At 67.0% G+C, this 24,633-nt stretch carries 22 protein-coding genes; 10 read left to right on the forward strand and 12 right to left on the reverse strand.

Annotated features, from left to right (window positions below; genetic code table 11):
* Positions 1-49: 49 nt before the first annotated feature.
* The 7 genes from F791_RS0105470 to F791_RS0105500 all read right to left on the reverse strand — a co-directional run bounded on the left by F791_RS0105470 (position 50) and on the right by F791_RS0105500 (position 5,739).
* Positions 50-1,132 (reverse strand): aspartate carbamoyltransferase, encoded by a 1,083-nt coding sequence (locus F791_RS0105470; protein WP_018993375.1) that lies wholly within the window; start codon positions 1,130-1,132, stop codon positions 50-52.
* Positions 1,120-1,242 (reverse strand): hypothetical protein, encoded by a 123-nt coding sequence (locus F791_RS13855; protein ID WP_012981446.1) that lies wholly within the window; start codon positions 1,240-1,242, stop codon positions 1,120-1,122. Before F791_RS13855 ends, F791_RS0105470 begins: the two co-directional genes overlap by 13 nt.
* Positions 1,239-2,705: a sodium:solute symporter family protein gene (locus F791_RS0105480; protein WP_018139777.1), complete on the reverse strand. Its 1,467-nt coding sequence runs from the start codon at positions 2,703-2,705 to the stop codon at positions 1,239-1,241. Before F791_RS0105480 ends, F791_RS13855 begins: the two co-directional genes overlap by 4 nt.
* Entirely contained in the window at positions 2,702-3,445 is a 744-nt protein-coding gene (locus tag F791_RS0105485; RefSeq protein WP_012981444.1) for a cysteine hydrolase family protein, read from the reverse strand. Before F791_RS0105485 ends, F791_RS0105480 begins: the two co-directional genes overlap by 4 nt.
* Positions 3,446-3,481: 36 nt before the next feature.
* Complete coding sequence (locus tag F791_RS0105490) at positions 3,482-4,723, reverse strand: Zn-dependent hydrolase (RefSeq protein WP_012981443.1); 1,242 nt, start codon at positions 4,721-4,723, stop codon at positions 3,482-3,484.
* Positions 4,724-4,792: 69 nt separating this feature from the next.
* Positions 4,793-5,194, reverse strand: a complete 402-nt coding sequence (locus tag F791_RS0105495) for a hypothetical protein (RefSeq protein ID WP_018175089.1) — start codon at positions 5,192-5,194, stop codon at positions 4,793-4,795.
* A 26-nt stretch (positions 5,195-5,220) separates the two neighbouring features.
* A complete protein-coding gene (locus tag F791_RS0105500) occupies positions 5,221-5,739 on the reverse strand; it encodes a MarR family winged helix-turn-helix transcriptional regulator (RefSeq protein WP_012981441.1) in 519 nt (172 codons plus the stop codon).
* A 287-nt stretch (positions 5,740-6,026) separates the two neighbouring features.
* Here F791_RS0105500 and F791_RS0105505 point away from each other — a divergent pair, with 287 nt between their 5' ends.
* Positions 6,027-7,079 carry a porin gene (locus F791_RS0105505; RefSeq protein WP_019592287.1) on the forward strand — a complete coding sequence of 351 codons (1,053 nt, stop codon included), beginning with the start codon at positions 6,027-6,029 and terminating at the stop codon, positions 7,077-7,079.
* A 240-nt stretch (positions 7,080-7,319) separates the two neighbouring features.
* Positions 7,320-8,939 carry a BCCT family transporter gene (locus F791_RS0105510; protein ID WP_012981439.1) on the forward strand — a complete coding sequence of 540 codons (1,620 nt, stop codon included), beginning with the start codon at positions 7,320-7,322 and terminating at the stop codon, positions 8,937-8,939.
* A 150-nt stretch (positions 8,940-9,089) separates the two neighbouring features.
* On the opposite strand, the gene F791_RS0105515 is transcribed toward F791_RS0105510, so the two are convergent.
* The gene (locus tag F791_RS0105515) at positions 9,090-10,109 is read right to left on the reverse strand and encodes a porin (protein WP_018993374.1); all 1,020 of its coding nucleotides are present in this window, start codon (positions 10,107-10,109) and stop codon (positions 9,090-9,092) included.
* Positions 10,110-10,355: 246 nt separating this feature from the next.
* Between F791_RS0105515 and F791_RS0105520 the strand changes: the two genes are divergently transcribed.
* Both F791_RS0105520 and F791_RS0105525 read left to right on the forward strand, forming a co-directional pair.
* The gene (locus F791_RS0105520; RefSeq protein WP_019592288.1) at positions 10,356-11,768 is read left to right on the forward strand and encodes a hypothetical protein; all 1,413 of its coding nucleotides are present in this window, start codon (positions 10,356-10,358) and stop codon (positions 11,766-11,768) included.
* 6 nt (positions 11,769-11,774) lie between these two features.
* Positions 11,775-13,889, forward strand: coding sequence for a TonB-dependent receptor family protein (locus tag F791_RS0105525; RefSeq protein WP_369771587.1), 2,115 nt, complete (start codon positions 11,775-11,777; stop codon positions 13,887-13,889).
* Between the two features lie 205 nt (positions 13,890-14,094).
* Here F791_RS0105525 and F791_RS0105530 read toward each other — a convergent pair whose 3' ends face one another.
* Both F791_RS0105530 and F791_RS0105535 read right to left on the reverse strand, forming a co-directional pair.
* Positions 14,095-14,823, reverse strand: coding sequence for a rhomboid family intramembrane serine protease (locus F791_RS0105530; protein WP_018175081.1), 729 nt, complete (start codon positions 14,821-14,823; stop codon positions 14,095-14,097).
* A 188-nt stretch (positions 14,824-15,011) separates the two neighbouring features.
* Positions 15,012-16,517: a SulP family inorganic anion transporter gene (locus F791_RS0105535; RefSeq protein WP_018993372.1), complete on the reverse strand. Its 1,506-nt coding sequence runs from the start codon at positions 16,515-16,517 to the stop codon at positions 15,012-15,014.
* 247 nt (positions 16,518-16,764) lie between these two features.
* On the opposite strand from F791_RS0105535, the gene F791_RS0105540 reads away from it, so the two are divergent.
* Positions 16,765-17,253, forward strand: a complete 489-nt coding sequence (locus F791_RS0105540; RefSeq protein ID WP_018993371.1) for a universal stress protein — start codon at positions 16,765-16,767, stop codon at positions 17,251-17,253.
* A gap of 15 nt (positions 17,254-17,268) precedes the next feature.
* Here the strand turns inward: F791_RS0105540 and F791_RS0105545 are convergent, their stop codons facing one another.
* Positions 17,269-18,771: a YdiU family protein gene (locus F791_RS0105545; protein WP_019592290.1), complete on the reverse strand. Its 1,503-nt coding sequence runs from the start codon at positions 18,769-18,771 to the stop codon at positions 17,269-17,271.
* Between the two features lie 139 nt (positions 18,772-18,910).
* Here F791_RS0105545 and F791_RS0105550 point away from each other — a divergent pair, with 139 nt between their 5' ends.
* Positions 18,911-19,414 (forward strand): hypothetical protein, encoded by a 504-nt coding sequence (locus F791_RS0105550; RefSeq protein ID WP_018993369.1) that lies wholly within the window; start codon positions 18,911-18,913, stop codon positions 19,412-19,414.
* A 49-nt stretch (positions 19,415-19,463) separates the two neighbouring features.
* On the opposite strand, the gene argH is transcribed toward F791_RS0105550, so the two are convergent.
* Entirely contained in the window at positions 19,464-20,900 is a 1,437-nt protein-coding gene (argH, locus tag F791_RS0105555; RefSeq protein WP_018139760.1) for an argininosuccinate lyase, read from the reverse strand.
* A 107-nt stretch (positions 20,901-21,007) separates the two neighbouring features.
* Between argH and F791_RS0105560 the strand changes: the two genes are divergently transcribed.
* The 4 genes from F791_RS0105560 (at position 21,008) to F791_RS0105575 (ending at position 24,623) form a co-directional block, all read left to right on the forward strand.
* Positions 21,008-22,048, forward strand: coding sequence for a sensor histidine kinase (locus tag F791_RS0105560; protein ID WP_012981430.1), 1,041 nt, complete (start codon positions 21,008-21,010; stop codon positions 22,046-22,048).
* Complete coding sequence (locus F791_RS0105565) at positions 22,038-22,763, forward strand: LytTR family DNA-binding domain-containing protein (RefSeq protein WP_018175074.1); 726 nt, start codon at positions 22,038-22,040, stop codon at positions 22,761-22,763. Before F791_RS0105560 ends, F791_RS0105565 begins: the two co-directional genes overlap by 11 nt.
* Positions 22,764-22,857: 94 nt before the next feature.
* Positions 22,858-23,805, forward strand: a complete 948-nt coding sequence (gene hemC / locus F791_RS0105570; RefSeq protein WP_081622270.1) for a hydroxymethylbilane synthase — start codon at positions 22,858-22,860, stop codon at positions 23,803-23,805.
* A gap of 2 nt (positions 23,806-23,807) precedes the next feature.
* Positions 23,808-24,623 (forward strand): uroporphyrinogen-III synthase, encoded by an 816-nt coding sequence (locus tag F791_RS0105575; RefSeq protein ID WP_012981427.1) that lies wholly within the window; start codon positions 23,808-23,810, stop codon positions 24,621-24,623.
* The last annotated feature ends 10 nt before the right edge of the window (positions 24,624-24,633 follow it).

The following is a 24,633-nucleotide window of genomic DNA, read 5'->3' on the forward strand; positions in this document are numbered from 1 at the left end:
CGCGGTTTACGGCGCGCCACGCCGCTCGCGGTTCAAGTTCGACTTTGGCTCAGTCTTCCGGGGTATCCATGACCGCGCTGATCCGGCGGACCACCGTGGTCAGCAGCGCCATGCGCACGAACACGGCCCCGCGGGCCTGGGCGAAGTACCAGTTGTGCGGGGTGTCGTCGAGGTCCGTGGACAGCTCGTCACCGCGTGCCAGCGGGTGCAGGATGACCGCGCCCTTCTTGAGCGGGGAGTTGCGATCCAGCTTCAGGCCCTCGCCCATGGACTCGAACGTATCCCCCACCCAGGCAATGGCGTTGATGTAGACGACGTCCAGCTCCGGCAGCAGCGGGTCCAGTTCGTGCACCACGCGCAGCTTCAGGCCGGCCTCTTCCAGCTCCTCGCGCTGACCCGGGTCAAAGTTCTCGTCCTCGCGCGAGATGATCACGACCTCTTCGATTGCCTCCGGGAACAGGCTTAGCAGGCGCAGCAGCGAACGCACCGTGCGCATGCGCGAGGGCACCCCGATGATACCGACCTTGATGCGGTCCTCCCGCGCCACCGGGCCGGTGAACAGCTCCGGTCGCCACTTGGCCAGGGTGTAGACGTCCGCCAGCGCCTGGGTCGGATGCTCGTCGATCCCGTTGCCCGCGTTGACCAGCGGGATGCGCAGGTTCTCCAGCATGTTGTGCGCCGCCTCGCCATCCGAGGAGCGCAGCACCAGCACGTCGCCGTAGTTGTTGAACATCTCGGCGATGTCCGCCAGCGACTCGCCCTTGGCGATGCCGGTGCTCTTGGGGTCGGTGATCGACATCACCGCCCCGCCAAGCCGGTGCCAGGCGCTCTCGAAGGACAGCCGCGTGCGCGTGGACGGCTCGTAGAACGCACTGATCAGAATCTTGCCGGCCAGCGGCAGGTGCATCAGCGCCGGAGTGGTCTCGTACTGCGCCGCCAGACGGAACAGCTGCAGCAGTTCATCGCGCGAGAACTGCTGACTGGAAACCACATGCGCGGCCGCCAGCTTCAGGAGCGGGTCCGGGTCTTCCTCCACGGCCTCAAGGAGCGCCTTCGGGCGGTCGGTGCCGGCGGCGCCGTCTTTCGGGTGGAGCACGTGCAGGGGATCTTCGGTGTAGTTCACCAGAGGCATCCTTTTTTCCAGTCGCGAATGAACAGGGCCAGCAGCAGGATCGGGGTCAGGGTGGCGACCAGCGTGGCAACCACAACGATCACGGACAAGGCAGTCGACGAGATCATCATGCGGTCCGGACCTCCTCGGCTGCGGCGTCGCGGGACAGGCGACCCCAGTCGAACGGCCGCGGCGCCAGCCAGGTACTCAGCACCATCACGGCCAGGGAGACGGCCGCGCCCACCAGTGCCGCGACATAGAAGCCGATCAGGAAATAGCTGGCCAGCCCAATGCCCGACCCCAGTATCATCGACCAGGCCGCGCCCTGAGGGTTCGCCCGCCGCCAGTACAGCCCGGCGACGATCGGCCAGATCGCCGAGGCCACGAAGGCCCCCGTAAAGTACAGCAGTTCGGCCAGCGAGCCGATGATCGGCAGCGAGCCGCGATAGCTCGCGGCCAGCCAGGTCAGCAGACCCAGCAGCACAACGATCACCTTGGTCGCGCGGAACTGGCTCTGCTCGCTGGCCTGCGGGCGGATATGGCCGCGGTAGATATCGCGGGTGACCAGGTCCGAGGTGGCCGCCAGCAGCGAGTCGAGGCTCGAGGCCAAGGCGGCGAAGACGACGATGAAGACCACGATCGCGCCGGTCAGGCCGAGGACCTCGGCCGCGACCAGCGGCCCGACCATGTCCGCGGCGGGCACGTTGATGCCCAGCGCCGGCGTGGCCAGGGCGATGAAGCCGGCGACGATCGGGATCGGCAGCCACAGCAGCCCGCCCAGCAGGTAGGCACGAAAGCCGACGTTGCGGCCAAAGGCAAAGGCGCGCGACCACCAGACGTTGGAGTGGAAGATCTCGCCCACCCCGAACAGCAGGTTGTTGAACAGGAACATGATCGCGGCCGGGAACAACAGGCTCAGCAGTTCCGGGCGCTCTTCCATCAGGTTGAAGTGGATCGCCTCGAAACCGACCTTGTCGATGGTCAGCCAGGCGATGAACGCCGCGCCGGCGATGATGATGATGGTCTGGATGAAGTCCGTACCGATAACCGCGCGCAGACCGCCCAGCAGGGTGTAGATCACGCAGACCGTGAGGATCACGGTCATGCCCACGCGATAGTCGATCCCGGCCAGGGCATTGATCAGCACCCCGCCGGCCATCGCCATCGAGACCAGCCAGCCGAAGGCGTAGATCAGCGAGACCACCAGGAATACGCGCCAGGTGAAGGTGCCGAAGCGCAGGCGGATGAAGTCGCCGGACGTAAACCCGCGCGGCATCAGCTCGCGGATACGACGAGCCAGCGGCGCGAACAGGATCAGCCCCAGCGCCCCCAGCGAATACCCGAGCATGCCCCAGACGCCCAGCTGCAGCGCCAGCTGCGGGGCGGTCATCGTGGTGTTGGCCGTCACCCAGGTGGCCATCGCGGTCGCGGTGGCCAGCGCCAGCCCGACGTTGCGCCCGGCCAGCATGTGGTCTTCGGCGGTCTTGTTGTGACGACCCAGCCACCAGCCGAGCGCCACCCAGAGGATGCTGAATGCGATCAGCAGCCCCCAGGCGATCGAACTCGGGAGGATCGGGTCGTCGAGGCCGGTCACGAGGCCTCCTTCACCTTCTTGATCTCGCGGATCGCCTCGTCGGTGGTCATCACGCGGGCGTAGCGATCCTTGATGGTGGTGATCGTCGCCTTCTGCATCTCCGGGGTCACCGTGGCGGTGGCGTCGTCCATCAGCGTGACATAGAAACCCAGGTCACAGGCATCGCGCACGGCCGTGGATACGCACTCGTTCGAGTACACACCCACGATGAACAGTGCCGAGATGTTCAGGTTGCGCAGGATGTAGTGCAGGTTGGTCGAATTGAAGACGCCGCTGGCGGTCTTGTCCAGCACGATCTCGTCGCCCACCGGTGCGACCTGCTCGACGAACTCCGCATCCTTGGAGCCGGGCGCGGCATGCAGGTTCAGGCGCTTGTGGCCCGGGCTGCGGTCGCGCCCGTCGTGGGTCAGCGAACGGATACGCGTGTGGATGACCTCCAGCCCCTGCTCGCGGAATGCATCCTGCAGCCGGCGCACGTTCGGCAGCACCGTCTGCTCCAGGCGGTTGAAGTAGTACTCCTGCGCCTCGGGCGGCACGCCGGACTGCACCGAGTCGGCGAACACCCCATGACCGCGCGCGGCATCCAGGTACTGCAGGTCAATGCACAGCAGGGCGACGTGGTGCTCGCGCAGTTCCTGACGCAGCACCGGGGTCGTGATCAGGCTCTCCTGGTACTGCTCGCGCAGCGGGTCCAGGGAGTCGTAGTCAGTGAGCTGGGAGACGTTGTCGTTATTGGCCATGCCGGGCGGTCCTTGGGTCGCGGTGATCGGGGATGCTCACGAACGGGCGGCCAGGGCCAGGGCGCTTTGCAGCGTCAGGTTGGCGCCGGTCTCGATGTCCTCCCAGTTTGTCCATTCCGCCGCGGAATGGCTACGCCCCTGCAGGCTCGGTACGAAGATCATGCCGGTACGCGTGATTGCACTCATGCTCTGGGTGTCGTGCGCAGCGCCGCTGGGCATGGTCAGGTACTCCAGCCCCATGCGTTCGGCGGTCGCCTCGATGGTCTGCACGATGCCCGTGTCGCAGCGCACCGGATCGATCTCCGAGAGCACGTCGAACTCGAACATCAGGTCACGCCGGCGCGCGAGGCTGGACAGCGTGCGGCGGGCCGCATGGGCCAGCGCGGTCAATACCTTCTCGTCGGTATCGCGCACCTCGAAGGAGAAAGTCGCCATGCCCGGCACGGTGTTCGCCGCGCCCGGCGAGAGCTCCACGCGGCCGATAGTCGCGCGCGAGTTCGGGCTGCCGTGCTCCTCCAGCAGGCGATTGATCTCGCCGCCGAATTCGGCCAGCCCCTGGAAGGCGTCGATGCGCATGTCCATCGGCGTGGTGCCCGCATGGTTCGGCTGGCCCTTCAGGCGCACCTCCCACTTGAACAGGCCGGTGATGGCCTCGACCACGCCCACGCTCAGGCCGCGGCGATCCAGCACCGGGCCCTGCTCGATATGGGTCTCGATGAAGGCATGCAGGGTGTGCGGGTCGCGTCGCGCGCTCAGGGCGTCGTCGGCATTCAGGCCCCAGTTGGCCATCGCCTCGACCAGGGTGATGCCCTCGAGGTCACGGGCATGGCTGATGCTCTCCGGGGTCAGCTTTCCGGCCATCGCCTGGGAGCCGAACATGCCGCCGAAGCGGCCCTCCTCGTCAGTGAAGTCGATGACCTCCAGCGGGTACTGCAAGTCGACCTCATGTTCCTTGGCCGTGCGCAGCACCTCCAGCCCGATCAGCACCCCCAGGGCACCATCCAGCGGGCCACCACCGGGGACGGTATCGAGATGCGAGCCCATGGCGACCACCGGGCGCTTGCCGTCGTAGTCCAGGCGACCGTGCAGGTTGGCAGCGCCATCCTGCCAGACGTCGAGGCCCGCGGCCTCCAGGCGGCCGCGAAACCACTCGCGCCCCGCGCGGTCGCCCTCGCTGAACGCCCGGCGGTGCAAACCACGGTCGGCATCGCGTCCAATCTGCCCCAGCTCGGTAATGTCCTGCTGCAGGCGCTGCATGTTGATCTTGAGTTCGTGCATCGTGTTCTCCGATAGGGCCGCCGGCCCCGGTCGCGGTACACGCGGATCGACGGGGCGGGGCAGGTGAATTCAGTCGCGCGGGCGACCGCGCAGGATGGCCACGATCAGGACCAGAAAGACGACGCCTCCCAGCGCGAAGAAGCCGAACGCGCGGGCCAGGCTGTGGTGCGCCACATCGATCCGGGCCTCGTCGGCCCAGTCGTCCGCGCCATCGGCCCGCAGGCGAAAGCGATATTCGCCGTCCGGGAGGCCGCTGATTACGCTGCTGGTGTCGCCACCGCGATAGATCACGCGGGCGTCGTCGAAGTCCGGACCGCTCGCCTGTTCGAGTTCGACGGGCCCCTCGGCGTTCCATTCGAGGGTTAGACCGCCATCACGCGAGTCCGTGGGCGGGTCGTCGAATCGGGGCTCGGCCAGTACAACCAGCGGCAGCAGCAGAAGCAGCAGGCTGGCGGGCAGGAGGGAGCGCATGGCGCGTTACCTGGCGGCCACGCCGCTCAGGTTTTCACCTCGAACGGCTGCAGACCGGCACGAGGCTCGGTGGTGTTCATCGCCTCGACCAGGAGGGTAAGCCCTTCGTCCAGATCCGCCAGCCGCTCGGGCGGGAGAGCGTGCAACGCGCGGTTCAACTCGCCCTGGGGGGCTGCCGGGGCGTCGGACAGGAGCGCCTCCCCCTTGGGCGTGACATACAGCCGCACGATGCGCTGGTCCTTCTCCGGGCGGCGGCGCTCGACGAGCCCGCTGTATTCCAGCTTGTCCAGCAGGTTCGAGGTGGTCGAGGCATGCACCGACAGCCGGCGCGAAAGGTCGCTGACATTCAGCCCGGGCGTGCGCTGCAGCTCCCACAGGGCCCACAACTGCGAGGCACTGATCCCGCAGGCACGCTCCACTGCCCGCGAATGCCCCTGCAGGGCGCGGATGATCACGCGCAGCTGACGGATCACGGAACGCGACAGATCCGGTTCCCCTTCCGTCGCGGGGCGATGAGGTTCGTTCTGGGCAGAAACAGCTGACATCACAGTCGGACTCAGTATGGCAAATGCCATATAGTTTTGTACAAAAATAATGGAGTTGCAACTTGTCCTTTGCTGGCGAAAGCGGCGAGCGCGTTCTATTAATGGGGTTTCCGGCTAGCCGAGGTCACCAGGATCCGGTCTCTGGGCAACAAAACGGGCCTCTCGTTAGCCATACGCGACAGAAACGGTTGTGGCGGTTCCTCGGGAGCTCGCCATCGGTCCCCCGGGGGTACAGGGGCCTGTTTCTCTTTCGGATTCCAGGATCGAACTGCCAAAAGGAACGAATAATGAAAAACAACATTTCGTGGAATCTCACTCCACTGGCCGGGGCCGTTGCCACGGCGCTTCTTCTGGCGCCAGCGGTCAGCCCCGCAGAACAGGAGGGTGCAGGGGGCGTCGAGTTCGATTTCTACGGGTCACTGAGACTGCAGTACGAAACGGCGGACCCGGATGGCGAGGACAGCTATGACGGCTTCCGGGATGCCTATTCACGCATCGGCTTCAACGCCAACTATGAGATCAATGAAAGCCTGAACGCGTTTGCGCAGCTGGAAATCCCGCTCGACCTGGCCAACGGCCGAGTACAGGACCCCTTCAGTGGCGAAGACGAGGACGTCCGCATCGGCAAGGTCGGGCTCGACGGCGCATTCGGTACCGTGGCGTATGGCCGCGATTGGCTGCCGTATTACAACGCGATCGCCTTCCCGGTGGACATGTTCTACTCCTACCAGAGCGGCTTCGCGACCTATACGACCTTCCGTGAGAGCAACAGCCTCATGTACTACTCTCCGGACTTCAACGGCTTCTCGTTCGCGGCCTCCTACAGCGCGAACGGCGGCTACGACGATGCATCGGGCTCTCCAGATGATCGCTACCAGGTGACCGGTTCGTACGCCTTCGGCGACACGACTCTTTCCGTCGGGGTCGATGATGCCAATGGCGAGCAGAACACTCGGATCTGGGGGGTGTCCGCGATGCACAGCATGGGCCCATGGTCGATGGGTGCCAAGGTCGAATACATTGAAAGCGACCAGGACGCCGGGGCCTTCGGGGACGACGGCGACGTCGCCGCGAACATCTACGCCGCCCACGCCGTGGGGCAACATATATTCCACGGAACCTACGCCAACGTCGACAACTACGGCGGAGACGTCTTCCACCTGGGCTACGCGTTCAACTGGATGGACGGGCTGTCCCTGTTTGCCGAGTACTACTACGAAGAAGAAGCAACCGGTGCGGTACCGGCATCAAGGGCCCGAGACACCGGCCGGGCCGGGGCTGACTTTCCCGAGGATGGAAGCAACAACGTGTTCATGGTCGGCATGCACTACAGCTTCTAGCAGCCAATCCGCCGCGCACGTTTGTTGCTCACCCGCTAGCGGGTGAGCAATGGAAGTCAGCCATGAAGGTCCCGAATTTTTCGTTTCGGATTCCGACGGCCGGATGCCAGAACGAAACGACTCGTACCTCGGGAGACGCGGTCTCAATCGAAGACTACCGCCCTGGCGGTCAGACAGTTCCAGGCAATGGACCGGAGAACGTCTGGACCAGCGTCCCCCAATCACACCAAGGAGGTGAGCGTGAGCGACAACGCACAAGACCCGAAACGGGAGATCGAGGAGCTCGAGGCCCGTTACGAGACCGATCACGAGATCGGGGAACAGAACATCAACCCGCTGGGGCTGGATCTGCACAACCCGGTATTCGCCGTCAGCGCCCTGCTGATCCTCGCGTTCGTGATCCTGTCCCTGATGTTCCCGGAACAGGCCGACGAGGGCCTGGGCGCCACGCGTGCCTGGATCGGCGAGACCTTTGACTGGCTGTTCTTGTCGGCCGGCAACCTGTTCGTGCTGTTCTGTCTGGCCCTGATCCTGCTGCCGGTCGGGAGCATCCGGATTGGCGGCCAGGATGCGAAGCCGGACTTCAGCGTGTTGTCCTGGTTCTCGATGCTGTTCGCCGCCGGCATGGGCATCGGCCTGATGTTCTGGGCCGTGGCCGAACCGGTAGGCTACTTCACCGAGTGGTTCGGGACGCCTTTGGGCATCGAGGGCGGCACCGAGGAAGCGAAGCACGCGGCCCTGGGTGCGACGATGTATCACTGGGGCCTGCACCCATGGGCGATCTATGCCGTGGTAGGCCTGGCGCTGGCGTTCTTTGCCTTTAACAAGGGCCTGCCGCTGACCATCCGCTCCGCGTTCTACCCGATCTTCGGCGAGCGGATCTGGGGCCCGCTCGGGCATGTGATCGACACCCTGGCGGTACTGGCCACCCTGTTCGGCCTGGCCACCTCCCTGGGTCTTGGGGCGCAGCAGGCGGCATCGGGGCTGGAGTCGGTGTTCGGCATCGAAGCCGGCCTGAACACCCAGGTCGCGATCATCATCGGCGTCACGGTAATTGCCCTGTTGTCGATCATGCGCGGCATCCATGGCGGGGTGCGCGTGCTCAGCAACATCAACCTGACGCTGGCGGTGGTACTGCTACTGTTCGTGGCCCTGTTCGGCGGCTTTATCGCCTTCCTCTCCAATACCGGCATCACGCTGAGCGCCTACGCCCAGTACATGTGGCCGCTCAGCAACCCTGTGGGTCGTGACGACCAGACCTTCTACCACGAGTGGACGATCTTCTTCTGGGCCTGGTGGATCTCCTGGTCGCCGTTTGTCGGCATGTTCATCGCGCGGGTCTCGCGCGGGCGCACGGTGCGCCAGTTCGTGACCGCGGTGCTGCTGGTGCCGACAGCCGTCACCGTGATCTGGATGAGTGCCTTTGGCGGCACCGGCCTGGATCAGGCCCGCGACGGGGTCGGTGCACTGGCCGACGGCATCAGTGACTCCTCGCTGGCGCTGTTCCAGATGCTCGAGCACCTGCCGCTGACCACGATCACCTCACTGCTGGCAATCACCCTGGTCCTGGTTTTCTTCATCACCTCGTCAGACTCCGGCTCGCTGGTGATCGACTCGATCACCTCCGGCGGCAAGACCGACGCCCCGCAGTCCCAGCGCCTGTTCTGGGCCACGGTCGAGGGCGTGATCGCCGGTGTGCTGCTGGCGGTGGGTGGCGCGGCCGCGCTGCAGGCCCTGCAGGCCGGTGCCGTCAGCGCCGGCCTGCCCTTCGTGATCGTGCTGCTGTTCATGTGCGTCAGCCTGATGATGGGGCTGTTCCACGAACTCAAGCTGATCCGACTGAAGGAGGCGACGGGGTAACTCAGCAAGGCTCCGCCCTTTAGGCCGGCACAGGGCCAGATGCTCCCGGCCTGGCTGCTAGAGAAACAAAAACCCCCGCCGGGGCGTAGTCCGGCGGGGGTTTTTTGTTCAGCCGTGTCCCGGACCCCGGGACACGGCTGGGGCCACGACCTAGAAGTCGTAGCGCATGCCGATCGAGAAGGCGGTGGCGTTTTCGCCCAGCGCTCCGCCCGGGCCGGAGGTCCGTGCTGCACCCCAGGGCGTCAGGGCGGAGTGGTCGTCGTTGTCGACCAGCGCAATGTTGCCGTAGAAGCGCAGGTCGCTGTCGATACGATATTCCAGGCCAACGGCGTACATCGTGGCGTCGGCATCGTCCAGGTCGGAGTCCAGCTGGAAGACGTGGCCGTTCAAGTACATGCTCGGGGTCATCCGAAACTGACCGCCCAGTCCGTACACATCCGCCTCGTCACCGTTGACCGTCTCGGAATTCTGGTAGAGGCCGCCGATGCGGAAGGCCTCCGTGATGCGGTAGCCGACAGCAAGGCGCCAGGCGTCCGGGTTCACGTCACCGTCTTCCTGCTTTTCGTAGGCCAGCGCGCCGGTCCAGTCGCCCATGCTCAGGTTCAGCGAGGTCGAATAGGCCTTGTTGTCAGCGCCGTCCACCGTCGTGGCGCCATCGGTCTCGTTCGAGTACTGGATATTCCAGGTCAGGCCGCCGAAGCTCGGGGTCTGATAGTGGATGCTGTTGTTGAAACGCTCGTCGAAGCGCCCGGTCTGGGCGGCGGAACGTGTCAGGTTGCGCAGATCACCGACCTGGTCGCCAAAGAAGTTGGCCGGCCCGCGGGCCCGCTTGAACGGGGTATCGAACTTGCCGATGCGCAGCATCCCCCAACGGTCGCCCTTGATCCCGGCGAAGGTGTCACGGGTGGCGAAGTGGGTACCATCCGTGTCGAAGTCGATCTGCTGCTCGATCTGGAAAATGCCGGTGAGCTGGTCGCGGAACTCGCGTTCGCCACGAAAGCCCAGGCGGCTCGAATTGCTGGATATGTTGAACTCGTTGTAGTCGGCACCGTCGTCGAGGACGTCGGCGGACAGATGGGCACGCCCGTACAGCGTCCAGTCGGCGGTGGCCACAGCCGGGACGACGAGGCCCGCCGCGATCAGGCTGGTCAGCAGTTGCTTGCGATTCATAGGTTTTCTCCCCTAGGCGAATGCGTTCGATGCGTCGAAAAGCGGTCGCGACGCACAGGCATCCCGACCGGCCGCAAGCATGGGGAGGCCGGATGAAAGGCCGGTTAAGAAGCGGTGAAGATCCGGTTAAGGCGCAACACCGTTGCCCGGGGGGAGACAACGGAAGTGGAACCGAGCCCATCGTGGCCGGTCAGGTGGAAATGAGGCCTACGGGCTCAAGTGCTCACGATCAGGCAGGGGAGTTTCATGATGAAGCAGTCCGCAATCGCGGCGGCGGCCGCATTTTCGCTATTGGGGCCCGCGCTCGCACAGGCCGCTCCGCTTGGGGTCGCCCACGGGCTCGATCACCAGGACCGCGTGCTGGTGCATGCCGACGGGATGACCGCCGATGATGCGTTCATGACGCTGGGGGCACTGACGGTCAAGGGCCGCCTGATGCGCGACAGTGAGTTGGGGCATGACGACTACCGTCCGGAACTCGCCGATGGCCCGATGCGGGAGATCGGCGAGACCTGGCTCGGCCTGCTGGATACGGTGCACGGCAAGCTGGTAGATGAAGGGCGCATCCGCGCACAGTCCGGCAGTGACGACGAGGCTGCTCCGGCGGCCTATGCCGATGCCGCGTATCTCTACCATATGCATCACAGCGGGGGTCGCTTCGAACACCTGGGCCTGTACGACGAGATCACCCACAACCCGGCACCGCTGATGTCGGCGCTGGCGGACCACCTGGTCAACGAACGCTACGCCGACGGCGAGGTGGCAGCGGCGAATGACTCGGGCACCGATGCCCTCGCCTTCGGCCTCGACGCCCTGCACGGCCCCGCATACGCCTGGGTGCGCCAGCACAAGCCGGGTGGCGAGGACGACATGGGGCAGCTGGAGCATGAGACCCTCGCGGGCTGGCTGGGCCACTCGCGCGACGACATGGTCGAGATCGCCCGGGCCATGGCGGACACCGCCGACGCGGCCTGGGATGATGATGCCGGGATGTTTGTCCGCGACCAGGGCGCGGAGTGGTCGGTGGATCAGGTCGGGGCGCTGCTGCGTGGCCTCAAGGGGGTCTACGAGACGCTCTACCTGTTCGGGGATGCGGACGATCAGGGGCGCGCCGAGACGCTGGCGGACCGCACTGCGTCCATCACCCGCGCCATCGTGTCCGAAGACGGGCCGATCCGCGACTGGGGCCTGCCCGAACGCATCGCGTTCGAGGACGGCGAGGCCCGTGCGGCCTCCGACCACGTCGACGTCGCCGCGCAATGGCGGTTCGTCCACCAGGTCACCGGCGGCTTTTCCCTGCTGCGCGAACGCGAGGGGACCGCAAAGCTGCTGAGCGAGCGGGCGCCGGAGCTGGAAGGCGAACTGGGTGCGGCGATTGACCGCCTGCTCGAGGGCGCGCTCGAATACCAGCTCGGGTCTGCCATCTTCCCCACACGCCTGGCCTACGAGGATGGATCGGTGACCGACCCGACCGTGACCACCCGATCCGTCGCGGCCTTCATGATGGCCGTGGCCAATGGCTACCGTACGGGCGAGGCCTTCGACCGCCCAGGGTCCTGGGGCGACGACGAGGCGCTGGCGGAACGCAGCCGGGCGCTGTACGACGCCTTCCTCGATCATGGCGAGCTCCTGACCGAGCAGCTGACCCTCCGGGACTAACGCGCGATGCCCAGGCGACCGGCAGACGGGCAGACCCGGAGCCTCAGGGGACCGGTCGCTCTGCTGCCGCTGTCCCTGCCGGTGCTGGGCCTGGCCGCTCCGACGGCCATCGCCGAGGACGACGTACCCGTGCTCGACCCGGTCGAGATCACGGTGACCGCACCCAGGCTGGCCACGCCGCTGGCGGACCTGCCGGCGGCGGTATCGCGCGTGGACGAGCGCCAGGCCACCGAGGGGCGCCAGGGCCTGCAGCTGGACGAGTCGCTGAATCGCGTTCCGGGGCTGTTCGCCCAGAACCGCTACAACTTCGCGCAGGACGCGCGCATCTCCATCCGCGGCTTCGGCTCGCGCGCACCGTTCGGGGTGCGCGGGCTGCGCATCCTGCAGGATGGCATCCCCGAGACCACCCCGGACGGCCAATCGCAGGTGGACGCCATCGACCTGCTGAACCTGCGCGACATCGAGGTCCTGCGCGGGCCCAGCGCCGCGCTGTACGGCAATGCCTCCGGAGGCGTGATCTCGGCGCGCACCCGCGACGGCCGCGACGCGCGTGGCTTTGGCGGCGGAGTCATGCTGGGCAGCTACGGCTATCGCCGCGCCGAGGCGATCGCCGAGCAGGATCACGGGACCCATCGCTACTCCCTGACCGCCCACGACTTCGCCATCGACGGCTACCGCGACCAGTCCACCGCCGAGAAGCGCTACCTGCGCCTGCATACCGCCTCGGAGCTGGAGGCGGGGACGCTGAATTTTCACCTGCGTTACCTCGATGCCCCGCGCACCGATGACCCCGGCGGGCTCACGCGCGAGGAGATGCGCCAGAACCGGCGCGCGGCCGCCCCGCTGGCCACGGCCCTCGACAGCACCCAGGAAGCCGAGCAGCTCACAACGGGGCTGCAGTGGGAGCAGTCGCTCGGCCCCGGCGAGCTGCGCCTGGGTGGTTTCTGGACCCAGCGCGACTACGCGCAGCAACTGCCATTCCCCGGCGACTCACGGGTAGCCTACGAGCGCGACTTCTACGGCCTCAACGCCCAGTACGAACAGGACATCGGCCCGACCCGGGTGCTGACCGGGATCGACCTGGAGGAACAGCGCGACGACCGCACCCGCCGCTGTACCGATATCCAGGGACAGGCGAACTGTCCGGGCGGCACCCCCTCGATCGACGACCTTGCGCTGGACCAACGCGAGCGCGCCCGCTCACGCGGGGTGTTCGTGCAGACCGACACCGCGCTGGGGTCGGACTGGAACGTGGTGCTCGGCGCACGCCACGACCGCATCCGCATGTCCATCGATGACCACTTCTCCGACCGGGTGGGCGAACCGGATCGCTCGGATGCGCGGACCTTCCGCGAGACCAGCGCGATGGCGGGGCTGATCTGGCACTTCCAGCCGGACTACCGGGCCTACGTGAACGTAGCCACCAACTTCGAGACCCCGACCTTCACCGAGTTCGCGAATCCCGAGGGCGGGGGCGGCTTCAACGACGGCCTCGACCCCCAGCGGGCACGCAGCATCGAGGTCGGAATCCGCCGCGAGACCGGTCGCCTGGCCTGGGATGCCTCGGTCTACGCGACCCGCGTGCGCGACGAGATCGCCCCGTTCGAGGAGCCCAACGTGGACGGTCGCACGTTCTACACCAACGCCGGCCGGACCGCGCGTAACGGCTTCGAGCTGGCGGTCGACTGGTCCGCGACGGAGCAGTGGACGCTGTCCAACGCGCTCAGCCTGAACGATTTCCGCTATCGGGATTTCGTGGACCAGCAGGGCGAACGGCGCGACGGCAATCGCCTGCCCGGGCTGCCGCGCGAGCAGCTGTTCGTGGAGGCCGACTGGCGTCAGGGACCTTACTTTTTCACCATCGATGCGCTGTACACAGGCGGGCGCTACGTGAACGACGCCAACGACGAACGAGTGGGCGGACAGACCACGCTGAACCTGCGCGCGGGCCGCCACTGGCAGGATGGCAACGCCCATGTCGAGGCCTTCGTGGCCGCGAACAACCTGCTGGACGCGGACAACGTCGACAACATCCGCATCAACGACGGCAACCGCCGCTATTACGAGCCAGCCCCGGGCCTGACCCTGATGGCCGGCATGCGCATGACCTTCGGGCGCTAGAGCGCCACCACGCCGGACCCTGAGCCGTCATTGCGAGGAGGCGAAGCCAACGTGGCAACCTCCGAACGCTGGCAACGCGGTGCTTCCGGAGCGAGATTGCTTCGTCGGCTTCGCCTCCTCGCAATGACGGTGCGACGAAGCGCCGTCACCGCTACGTCGCGGGATGCACCGAGCGCGGCGAACGGCATCCAGAAAGGGTGTCCGACTAATCGCGCCGCCCGGGCTCCTCCGGCGGTTCTTTCGGCTCGATCTCGTCGAGCCGCCCCTGTTCGATCTTGCGCAGGGTCTCGGGGTCGGTGGGGTCGTCGTCCTCCCAGTCGTGCCGCCGATACACCGGGAACGGATCTCGGCGATAGAGGAACCAGCCACAGACCGCACCCACGACCGCGCCGAACAGGTGCGCTTCGAACGAGACCTTGGGGCCGCTGGGGAAGACACCCCAGAGCATGCTGCCGTAGAGGAACAGGATGATGATGGCCACCGCGATGGACAGCGCATCGCGCCGGCGGATCCCGATCACCACGGCAAAGAACATCAGCCCGTGGGTCAGACCCGAGGCGCCAATGTGCAGCCCCTCGCGGGCGAACAGCCAGACACCCAGCCCCCCCATCAGCCAGATCAGCGGGACTGCAACGCGCGTGGCGCGCGGGAAGCCGTAGAGCGTGAGCATGCCGAGCACCCACAAGGTCGGCACATTGGCGAGCAGGTGACCCCAGGAGCCGTGGATCAACGGCGAGGTGATGATGCCCAGCGCCCCGACCGCGTCGCGCGGCAGAATGCCCAGGCGCGACCAGTCCCCGCCCAGCAGGTCGTGCAGGGCGTGGATCACGATCAGGACGGCGGCCCCCAGCATCGGCCAGAGCAGCGCACGCCGAATCCGCTCCTGCTCGGCCCGGGGGTCGGCCGGAGGCGCCGGCCGGCGAAGATTCATCATCCGCCTAGCCTGCCATGCCTGGACAGGAGGTCCAATCTCTCCCATCCCCCGGCGCCGCCACGGGCACCGTCATTGCGAGGTCCCGCAGGGGCCGCGGCAACCTCCCGAAGCTTGCGCAGTGTCGGGGTCCGAGGGTTTCGGAGGGAGGTTGCTTCGTCGCTGCACTCCTCGCAATGACGGTGGCGGCATTAGTGCCCGCCCGGCCCCAGGTCGGCGCCCTTGTCGTGTTGCGCGAGCTTGTCGTGGAGTTCGCCGCTCTCGCCACGCGGCGTCCTGACTTCGACCTCCATGCCGTTGCGGCGGAACTTGCCGACGACCTTGTCGATGGCAGCCACCGCCGAGCTGTCCCATAGCGAGGCGCGCGTCAGGTCGATCTCGATGTGGTGGATGCCCTCGCGGTAGTCGAAGCTGTCGATGAACTTGTCCACGGCGACGAAGAACAGCTGGCCGCGCACGGTGTAGATGCGAGTCCGGCCGTCCTCCGACAGCGCACTGGTGACTTCGACGGCCTTGACCATCTTGCGCGCGAAGAAGATCGCCGAGAGCAGCACGCCGGCGAACACGCCCAGCGACAGGTCGTGGGTGATCACGGTGGTGCCGACGGTCACGATCAGCACGGTGGCGTCGGTGCGCGGCAGCTTGTGCAGGGTGGTCAGCGAGCCCCAGTCGAAGGTGGCGATGGAGACCATGATCATCACCGCGACCAGCGCGGCCATGGGGATGATCGAGACCAGGTCACCGAGGAACACGATGAAGATCAGCAGGAAGATGCCCGCCGACAGCGTGGACAGGCGCCCCAGCCCCCCGGACTTGATGTTGATCACCGACTGGCCAATCATCGCGCAGCCCGCCATGCCGCCGAAACAGCCGGTGACGATGTTGGCGATGCCCTGGCCCTGGGCCTCGCGGTTCTTGCCGGAGGGCGTGTCGGTCAGGTCGTCGAGGATGGAGGCGGTCAGCAGCGACTCCAGCAGGCCGACGATCGCCAGCGCGAAGGCGGTCGGGAAGATGATCTGCAGGGTCTCCCAGTTCAGCGGGATGTCCGGGAACAGGAACACCGGCAGGCCGTCCGGCAGCTCGCCCATGTCGCCGACCTCCAGCGTCGGCAGGCCCATGAAGTAGACCAGGACGCTGAGCACCACGATCGCGACCAGCGGCGGCGGCAGCAGCTTCGGGTAGCCCGGGATCATCGGCAGGCCGTAGAGGATGAGCAGCCCGGCGGTGACCAGCGCCCACATGGTGGTGTCGCCGTCCACCAGATAGGGCACCTGCGACAGGAAGATCAGGATCGCCAGCGCATTCACGAAGCCGACCAGCACCGTGCGCGGGATGAACATCATGTAGCGCGCGAGCTTGGCCCAGGCGAACAGGATCTGGATGATCCCGGTCAGGATGGTCGCGGCCAGCAGGTACTGCAGCCCGTGTTCCGCCACCAATGTCACCATCAGCAGCGCCATGGCCCCGGTCGCGGCCGAGATCATGCCGGGGCGTCCGCCGGCGAAGGCGATCACCACCGCCATGGTGAACGAGGCGTACAGGCCCACGCTCGGGTCGACCCCGGCGATGATCGAGAACGCGATCGCCTCGGGGATCAGGGCCAGCGCGACCACGATCCCGGCGATCAGGTCCGCGCGCACATTGAACAACCAGATCTTGCGCTGGCGTTGCAGGAAGTCGGTCAGGGTCTGCTGCACGTGGGAATCCCCAATACGGATGCGCGCCGCTGTATCGACCGGGGCCGGGACTGGCGGGCGGACAGATGCGAGGGGAGGCTCACCGGTGTTCCACCTCTCGCAGGCGCGGTTGCAAGCGGTCTGGTGCCAGTACAGACTGAAACCGCCGAAAGGGGGCGAAGTCTAGCACCTCGCACCAAGACGCTGAACCGCGCGCCCCCTGTGGGGTCTCGCCGAGGCCCTTCCCACGACCAGCCCGAGGATCCCCATGCTGCAGCGCGTCATCATCGCCGTCGACTTCTCGCCTGCCTCCGCCGCGGCCCTGGCCGTCGCGCGGCAGCACTGCTCGGGGGCGAAGAAGCGCTTGCTCTACGTGATGAAGCCCTCTGATGTGGCCGGGCCCAGCGCCGCTGGCGCCTTCAGTGGCGCCGGCACCTCGCCGCTGAACGCGAAGGACATGCGTCACTCCGCGGAAGACAAGGTCCGCGCACAGCTCGAGGCGTGGGCCGAGGAGGACGACGAGGTCGCCGTGGCCATTGGCAGTGCGCCGGAGGAGATCTCCCGCCATGCCGAGGAATGGGGTGCGGACATGATCGTGATGGGCACGCGCGGTCGCAGCCAGATCGCCAGCATGCTCTCCGGGTCCGCGACCGAATGGCTGGTGCGCAATGCACGCCTGCCGGTACTGGTGGTGCACGACGTCCCGCTGTCCGACGCCATGAAGCAAAAGCTGCCCCCGGAGGGCGCGGTCAACTGACCACGCAGCGGGGCCTCAGGAGGAGCAACTCAACTGGATGCCGGCGGCCCAGGCGGGCGGCAGGTCCGCGTAGGCCTCGAACTCGGACTGCTCGTCGTACGGCTGCGCGAGGATCGCCTGCAGCCGCAGCAGCTCGGACGTATCGCCCGCCTCGGCCTGCTCGATCGCGGCCTGCGCCAGGTGGTTGCGCAGGATGTACTTCGGATTGACCGCGTTCATCGCCGCCCGACGCGCCTCGAACGGGCGGGCCTCCGTCTCCAGGCGCGCCTGATAGCGCGACCACCATGCGCGCCAGGTCTCCGCGTCCTCCAGCTCGGCCTCGAGCTGTTCGCGGATCTCGGGCTGCTCCAGGTCCGGTAGCTGGCGGAAGAAGCGCGTGTAATCGACGCCCTCCGCGGCCATGCGCGCCAGCAGGTCGTGAATCAACTCAAGGTCCCCTTCGCGTTCCTCCGCCAGCCCCAGCTTCGCGCGCATGCGCGTTAGCAAGGCCTGCTCGAACCGGGGCATGAAGTCCACCAGAAGTGCCTTGGCCCGCTCGATCGCGGCTTCGCGGGTGGCGTCCTGGAAATGGATTACCAGGGTCTCGGCCAGACGGATCAGGTTCCACTGCGCGATCGCCGGCTGCTGGTCGAAGGCGTAGCGGCCGCCCTGGTCGGTGTGGTTGCAGATGTAGCCCGGGTCGTAGGCATCCAGGAACGCGAACGGGCCATAGTCGATGGTCAGCCCCAGCAGGCTCATGTTGTCGGTATTCATCACCCCGTGGCAAAACCCGACGGCCTGCCAGTCGGCGATCATCTCGGCGGTGTTCGCGATCACCTGTTCGAGCATCGCGGCCACCGGGTCGTCGGCGTCCGCCAGCTCGGGATAGTCGTGCGCCAGCGCATAGTCGATCAGTTCGCGCAGGCGTTCGCTGTAGCCGCTGTAGTGGAAATACTCGAAGTGCCCGAAGCGCAGGAAGCTGGGTGCCGCGCGCAGCACGATCGCCCCCGGTTCCACGCGCTCGCGCAGGACCTGCAGGCTGGAGCCGAACAGGGCCACCGCGCGGGTGGTCGGCACGCCCAGTGCGGCCATCGCCTCGGAGATCAGGTACTCGCGGATCGAGGAACGCAGTACCGCGCGGCCGTCGGCGCCGCGCGAATAGCGCGTGCGGCCAGCCCCTTTCACCTGCAGTTCCCAGTGCTCACCGGAGGTGGTTCGAACCTCGCCCAGCAGCTTTGCGCGTCCGTCCCCCAACTGCGGGACAAAGACGCCGAACTGGTGCCCGGCATAGACACTGGCCAGCGGGTCGGGGCCCTCCATCGGGTGTCCTTCGGTGCAGGCCCCCAGCCAGGGCTGGCGGGCCAGGTCGGTCGCGGCCAGCCCCAGGCGCCGGCACATCTCGGCGCTGGTCGCCAGGCACGTGGCATCCGGGAACGGGGCCGGCGCCGGACGGTCATAGAAGGCCTCCGGCAGGCTCGCAAAGCGGTTCACCCATTGCAGTTCGGGGGTGCTGGGCGCTGGGGCTTCGGCGCGGGACATCGATACCTCGGCAGATCGCGGCTTCAGGCGTTATGATGCGCGACGATTCGATTTTGCACCTTTGGGCCCACAGTGCCCGGGTGTTCCGTCACGCGGGCACGGCGACCATGTCGTACGCCCCATTTCCGGGAGGAGACTCGTGACCGAAGAGCAGGACAACAAGAATCAGGGTGGCCTGAAGAACAGCGAACGCCTGGCCTGGCTGGGCTTCATGCTGTTTTTCGTCATCATCCTCGCCATCTACATCGCCCGTGCCACCGGGCTGGAGCAGGATGTGACCGAGGCCCAGCGCGAGCTGTACCAGACGCAGGTGCAGCTACAGGAATACACCCGGCACGAGATTCCGCGCCCGGTCGAACTGGGCCTGACGAACGCGCACATCCAGGACCTGCAACGCCGCGGCATGGCACGCGCCGAGGAGCGCCTGCGTGCAGATCTGATGGAACATCCGGAGCTGATCCCGCACGAGGCGGAGGGTGACGAGGGCTTTACGTTCCGGCCCGACGGCATCCACGTGCTGAACCACCGCTGGGTACTGGCGAACTTCGAGGGCGACGATGCCCATGGCCAGGTCCTGCTCGGCTACGAGGTGGTGCACGGTAACGTGATGTGGGAAGTGATCGACTCGACGCTGGCCTACTGACGATCCTGGTAAATCAGGTGGTGCGCCTTCGCACCACCTCGATCGTGTCTCAGCCCATCGTGCCCGCAAGGTGCTCGCGGGCGACCGCGACCTGGCGCCGGACCTGCTCCGGGGCCGTGCCGCCGGTCAGGTTGCGAGCAGCGGCCGACCCCTCCGGCGTCAGCACCGTGTAAACATCGTCGCCCACCGCGTCGCTGATGGCCTGCAGGTCGGCCAGCGGCAGTTCCGCCAGATCGACCCCACGATCCTGCGCCACCCGTACCGCACGACCCACGACCTCGTGGGCATCACGGAAGGCCACACCCCGCCCGACCAGGTAGTCGGCAAGATCCGTTGCCGTGGCAAAGCCCTTGCGCGTGGCGGCCAGGGTGTTCTCCGCACGCACCTCCAGGTTGGGCACCATGTCGGCAAACGCGCGCAGCGAGCCGAGCAAGGTATCCACGGTGTCGAACAGCGGTTCCTTGTCCTCCTGATTGTCCTTGTTGTAGGCGAGCGGCTGGCCCTTCATCAGGGTCAGCAAGGACATCAGGTGGCCATAGACCCGGCCGGTCTTGCCACGCACCAGCTCGGGCACGTCCGGGTTTTTCTTCTGCGGCATGATCGACGAGCCGGTGCAGTAGCGGTCCGGCAGGTCGATGAACGCGAACTGCGCACTGGTCCAGAGGATCAGTTCCTCGGCCTGGCGCGACAGGTGCATCATCAGCGTGGCCGCGGCGGCGGTGAACTCAATCGCGAAGTCGCGATCCGAGACCGCGTCCAGCGAGTTGCGCGTCACCCCGTCAAAGCCCAGCAGCTCGGCGGTGTACTCGCGATCCAGCGGATACGGTGTCCCGGCCAGCGCGGCCGCGCCCAGCGGGAGGACATTGACCCGCGCGCGGCAGTCGACCAGGCGCTGGGCATCGCGCTCCAGCATCTCGTACCAGGCCAGCATGTGGTGCCCGAAGGTGACCGGCTGCGCGGTCTGCAGATGGGTAAAGCCGGGCATCACCGTCTCGGCCTCGCGCTCGGCCAGATCCACCAGCCCGCGCTGGTAGGCCCGGACAAGGCTCAGGATGTCGTCGATGGCGGCGCGCAGCCACAGGCGGATGTCGGTCGCCACCTGGTCGTTGCGCGAACGGCCGGTGTGCAGCTTCTTGCCGACGTCACCGATCCGCTCGATCAGCCGCGCCTCGATGTTCATGTGCACATCTTCGCGGCCGATCTGCCAGTCGAACTTGCCGGCGGCGATCTCGTCGCGGATGGCGTCCAGCCCCTGCAGGATCTGTTCGGCCTCGGCGTCGGTCAGGACGCCGACCTTGGCCAGCATGCGCGCATGCGCCTGCGATCCCTGGATATCCTCCCGGTACAGGCGCTGGTCGAACTCGACCGAGGCGGTAAAGCGTTCGACAAAGGCATCGGTGGGTTCGGAGAAACGGCCGCCCCAGAGCTTGGCCTCGCCCTCGGGGGCCGGGGCCTGTGGCTTGTCGCGTGCGGAATCCTGCGTCATGGTGCACCCTGAACCGGGTTGGAAAGACTCGGAAGTATAAGGGAGACGCGGCACAGTGTCCCCCGACCAAATACAAGGATGGACGGCACCCGGAGGGGAGACGGGTCGTGAAGGCACCTGCGCCGGACGACGAGACCACCGAACTGGCGAAACAATCGCCGCTGCCGGATTTCTGCAGCGCCGAGACGCTGTTGCGCGTGCTGATGGTCGCGGTACTGCTGGCCCTGGCGGTGACCCTGCTGCGCGGGGGCGGGCAGGACTGGGTGCCGGGGCTCGCCCTGCATGCGCTGTTCATCTTCTGGGTCGCGCTGACCAGCCTGCTGATCCTGTGCGCCGGCAAGCGGCTGCTGGTGCGCCTGCCCCTGTGGGGCCAGATCGTCCTGCCCCCGCTGGTGCCAATCGCCAACACGGCGGCGGTCTTTCTGGGGGCCGAGGGCCTGCAGCTGGCCGATCCGGCCTGGCGCTGGCCGGCGATCGCGGTGGCCACGATCCTGAGCCTGGTGGCGATGCATTACCTCTACCTGCAGGCGGCCTGGCAGCGCGAGACCCAGGCCGTCTCCCGCGCCCGCGAGCAGGCGATGCGCGCGCGGCTGCGGCCGCACTTTCTCTACAACAGCATGAACACCATTGCCGGGCTGTGCCGCAGCGAACCCGCGCGCGCGGAACAGATCACGCTGGATCTGGCCGATCTCTTTCGCGCCACCTTCGCGACCGCGGATCGCCAGTCCCTGCGCGCGGAGCTGGAGCTGGTGCGAGCCTTCCTGAATATCGAGCAGACGCGGTTTGGCGAACGCCTGGAGGTGGAATGGGACTGCCCGGACCAGGCCGGTCTGGACGTCAGCGTGCCCACCCTGATCCTGCAGCCGCTGGCGGAAAACGCGATCCAGCACGGGATCGGGCCGGCCCGGGGTCCCGGCTTCGTGCGCGTTCGCTGTCGGCTCGACTCCGGCACAGTGATGCTGTCGCTGACCAACAGCGTCGACCCGGAGGCACACAGCGAGGGGACCGGCACCGCCAGCGAGGCCGTGCGCCTGCGCCTGCACCATGCGTTTGGCGATCGGTGTCGCTTCGAAACCGTGACCCGGGAGCGCGAGTTCGAAGTCCGTATTCGCCTGCCACTGGAACGGGGGAATCAACATGTCGAGTGAAGCCTTGCGCGTCCTGATCGTGGACGACGAACCGATTGCGCGTCAGCGCCTGGCCGGGATGGTCAACGACGCCGGACATCAGGTGATTGGCCAGGCGGCCGAGGCGATCAGCGCACGCGACGCCATCACCCGCGAGGCACCCGATCTGGTGCTGCTGGATGTCGAGATGCCCGGTGAGTCGGGCATGGAGCTGGCCGCCGAGATCGGCGCCCGGCGACCCGACCTGATGGTGATCCTGGTCACCGCACACGAGCAGTTCAGCCTGGACGCCTTCGAGGCCGGCGTGCGCGACTACGTGCTCAAGCCCGTGCGCGGCGAGCGCCTGACCCAGGCCCTGGAGCGCGCGGCCCGGCACAAGGCCGGCTCTTCGGCACCCGCTCCACGGACGGTTCGCCTGACCATCGGGCGGCGCGAGGAACGCGTGGCCCTGGACCGTATCGCCTACTTCACGGCCGAAGACGGCTATGTGATTGCGCGCGGTGAACAGCTCGAGGGGTTTGTAGATACACGACTGCACGAACTGGAATCCCGGTTCGGCGATGCCCTCCTGTGCGTGCGCCGGGGCTGCCTGGTGGTGCGCACGGCGATCCGGGGGCTGGAGACACGCGGCCCGGCCGATCACCGCCTGCTGTTTCACGGCCACGTCGATCCGGTGGCCGTCAGTCGCCGTCAGCTGCCACAAGTGAGGGCCTTCCTGCGCGGCAATCTGGCATAGCAAGAAGCGACAGCCCCTGGATCCGGGAGGGTTCGGGCCACTGCGCCGAAACCGTTATACTACGGCGCTTTATTCTCCAGCCGCCGGACCCCGCATGAAACCCCTGCGTATCGCCACTCGAAAAAGCCCGCTCGCCATGTGGCAGGCGGAACATGTCGCCGCGCGCCTGCGGGGCCTGCACCCGGATCTTCCGGTGGAACTGGTCGGCATGACGACCCAGGGCGATCGCGTGCTCGACTCCCCGCTGGCCCGTATCGGCGGCAAGGGGCTGTTCGTGAAGGAGCTGGAGGTCGCAATGCTGGAGGATCGTGCGGACATCGCGGTCCATTCGGTCAAGGACGTGCCCATGGAGCTGCCGGAGGACCTGGTGCTACCGGTGATCCTCGATCGGGAAGATCCGCTGGATGCGTTCGTCTCCAACACCTATGCCCATGTCGACGAGCTGCCCCAGGGCGCGCGCGTGGGTTCGTCCAGCCTGCGCCGGCAGTGCCAGCTGCGGGCACGGCGGCCGGACCTGAAGATCACCGATCTGCGCGGCAACGTGAACACCCGGCTGGGCAAGCTGGATGCCGGCGAGTACGACGCGATCCTGCTGGCGGCGGCCGGACTGAAGCGCCTTGGGTTCGACGAGCGCATCCGCGCCCGGCTGGAACCGGCTGTCAGCCTGCCGGCGGTGGGCCAGGGGGCAATCGCCATCGAGTGCCGCGAGAACGACCCGGAGATCGCGGCGCTGATCGCACCCCTGAACGACCGCGACACCTCCGACCGCGTGCGTGCAGAACGCGCGTTCAATCGCCGCCTGGAGGGCGGCTGCCAGGTCCCTCTGGCCGCCCACGCAACCCTGGACGGCGACCGGCTCCGCCTGGACGGTCTGGTCGGCGCCGTCGATGGCAGCCAGCTCCTGCGACGGCAGGTGGAAGGGCCGCGCGGCGACGCGGAGGCCCTCGGGGTACAGCTGGCCGAACAACTGCTGGAACTGGGGGCTGGCGAGCTGCTGGCCGCCGCCCACGCCGAGAACGCAGCCTCCACGAAAGGATCCTGAAAATGGCCGAGCTGGATATCATGAAGCCCACCGCGGACGGCCCCCTGAACGGCTGCGGGATCCTGGTCACGCGGCCGGCGGCGCAGGCAGAGGAGTTCTGCACCTTGCTGGCTGGCGATGGCGCCGAGGTGATCCGCTTTCCGGTGCTGGAGATCCTGGCGCCCAGCGACCCGACCGACCTGCGCGCGGTACTGAATCAGCTGGATAATTTCGATATTGCGGTCTTTATCAGCCCGAACGCGGTGCAGCGGGTGCTGAACCTGGCGCTGGCCGACCGCACCTGGCCCGAAGGGACGCGAATCGCAGCCATCGGCAACCGCACCGCGAAGGAGCTGAAGGGCTTCGGGCTGAACGTGGATATCGCCCCGCCGCGGCGCTTCGACAGCGAGGCGTTGCTGGAACAGCCGGCGATGCAGGACGTGGCCGGCCAGCGCGTGGTGATCTTTCGCGGCGACGGCGGGCGCGAATACCTCGGCGATACGCTGAAGTCGCGCGGCGCGGAGGTCACCTTTGCCGAGGCCTATCGGCGCGGGCGCCCGGAGGGCGATACCGGCGCGCTGATGTATGCGTTCTCGCGCGACCAGATCGACATCATCACGATCACCAGTGGCGAGGGGCTGCGCAATCTCTACGAGATGGTCGGCAAGCTCGGGCGCATGTGGCTGCGCAAGACACCGCTGGTGGTGGGTTCCGAACGGATCGGCGAGATCGCCCACGAGCTGGGGTTCAAGGCCGCCGTAGAGGTCGCAGAGGACCCGACTGACGCCGCGATGCAGCAGGCGGTGCACCGCCTGGCCGCGCAACTCGCGACCAGCTGATCAGCGGGGT

The sequence above is a fragment of the Thioalkalivibrio sp. ALRh genome, from assembly GCF_000381425.1.
GTDB lineage: Bacteria > Pseudomonadota > Gammaproteobacteria > Ectothiorhodospirales > Ectothiorhodospiraceae > Thioalkalivibrio.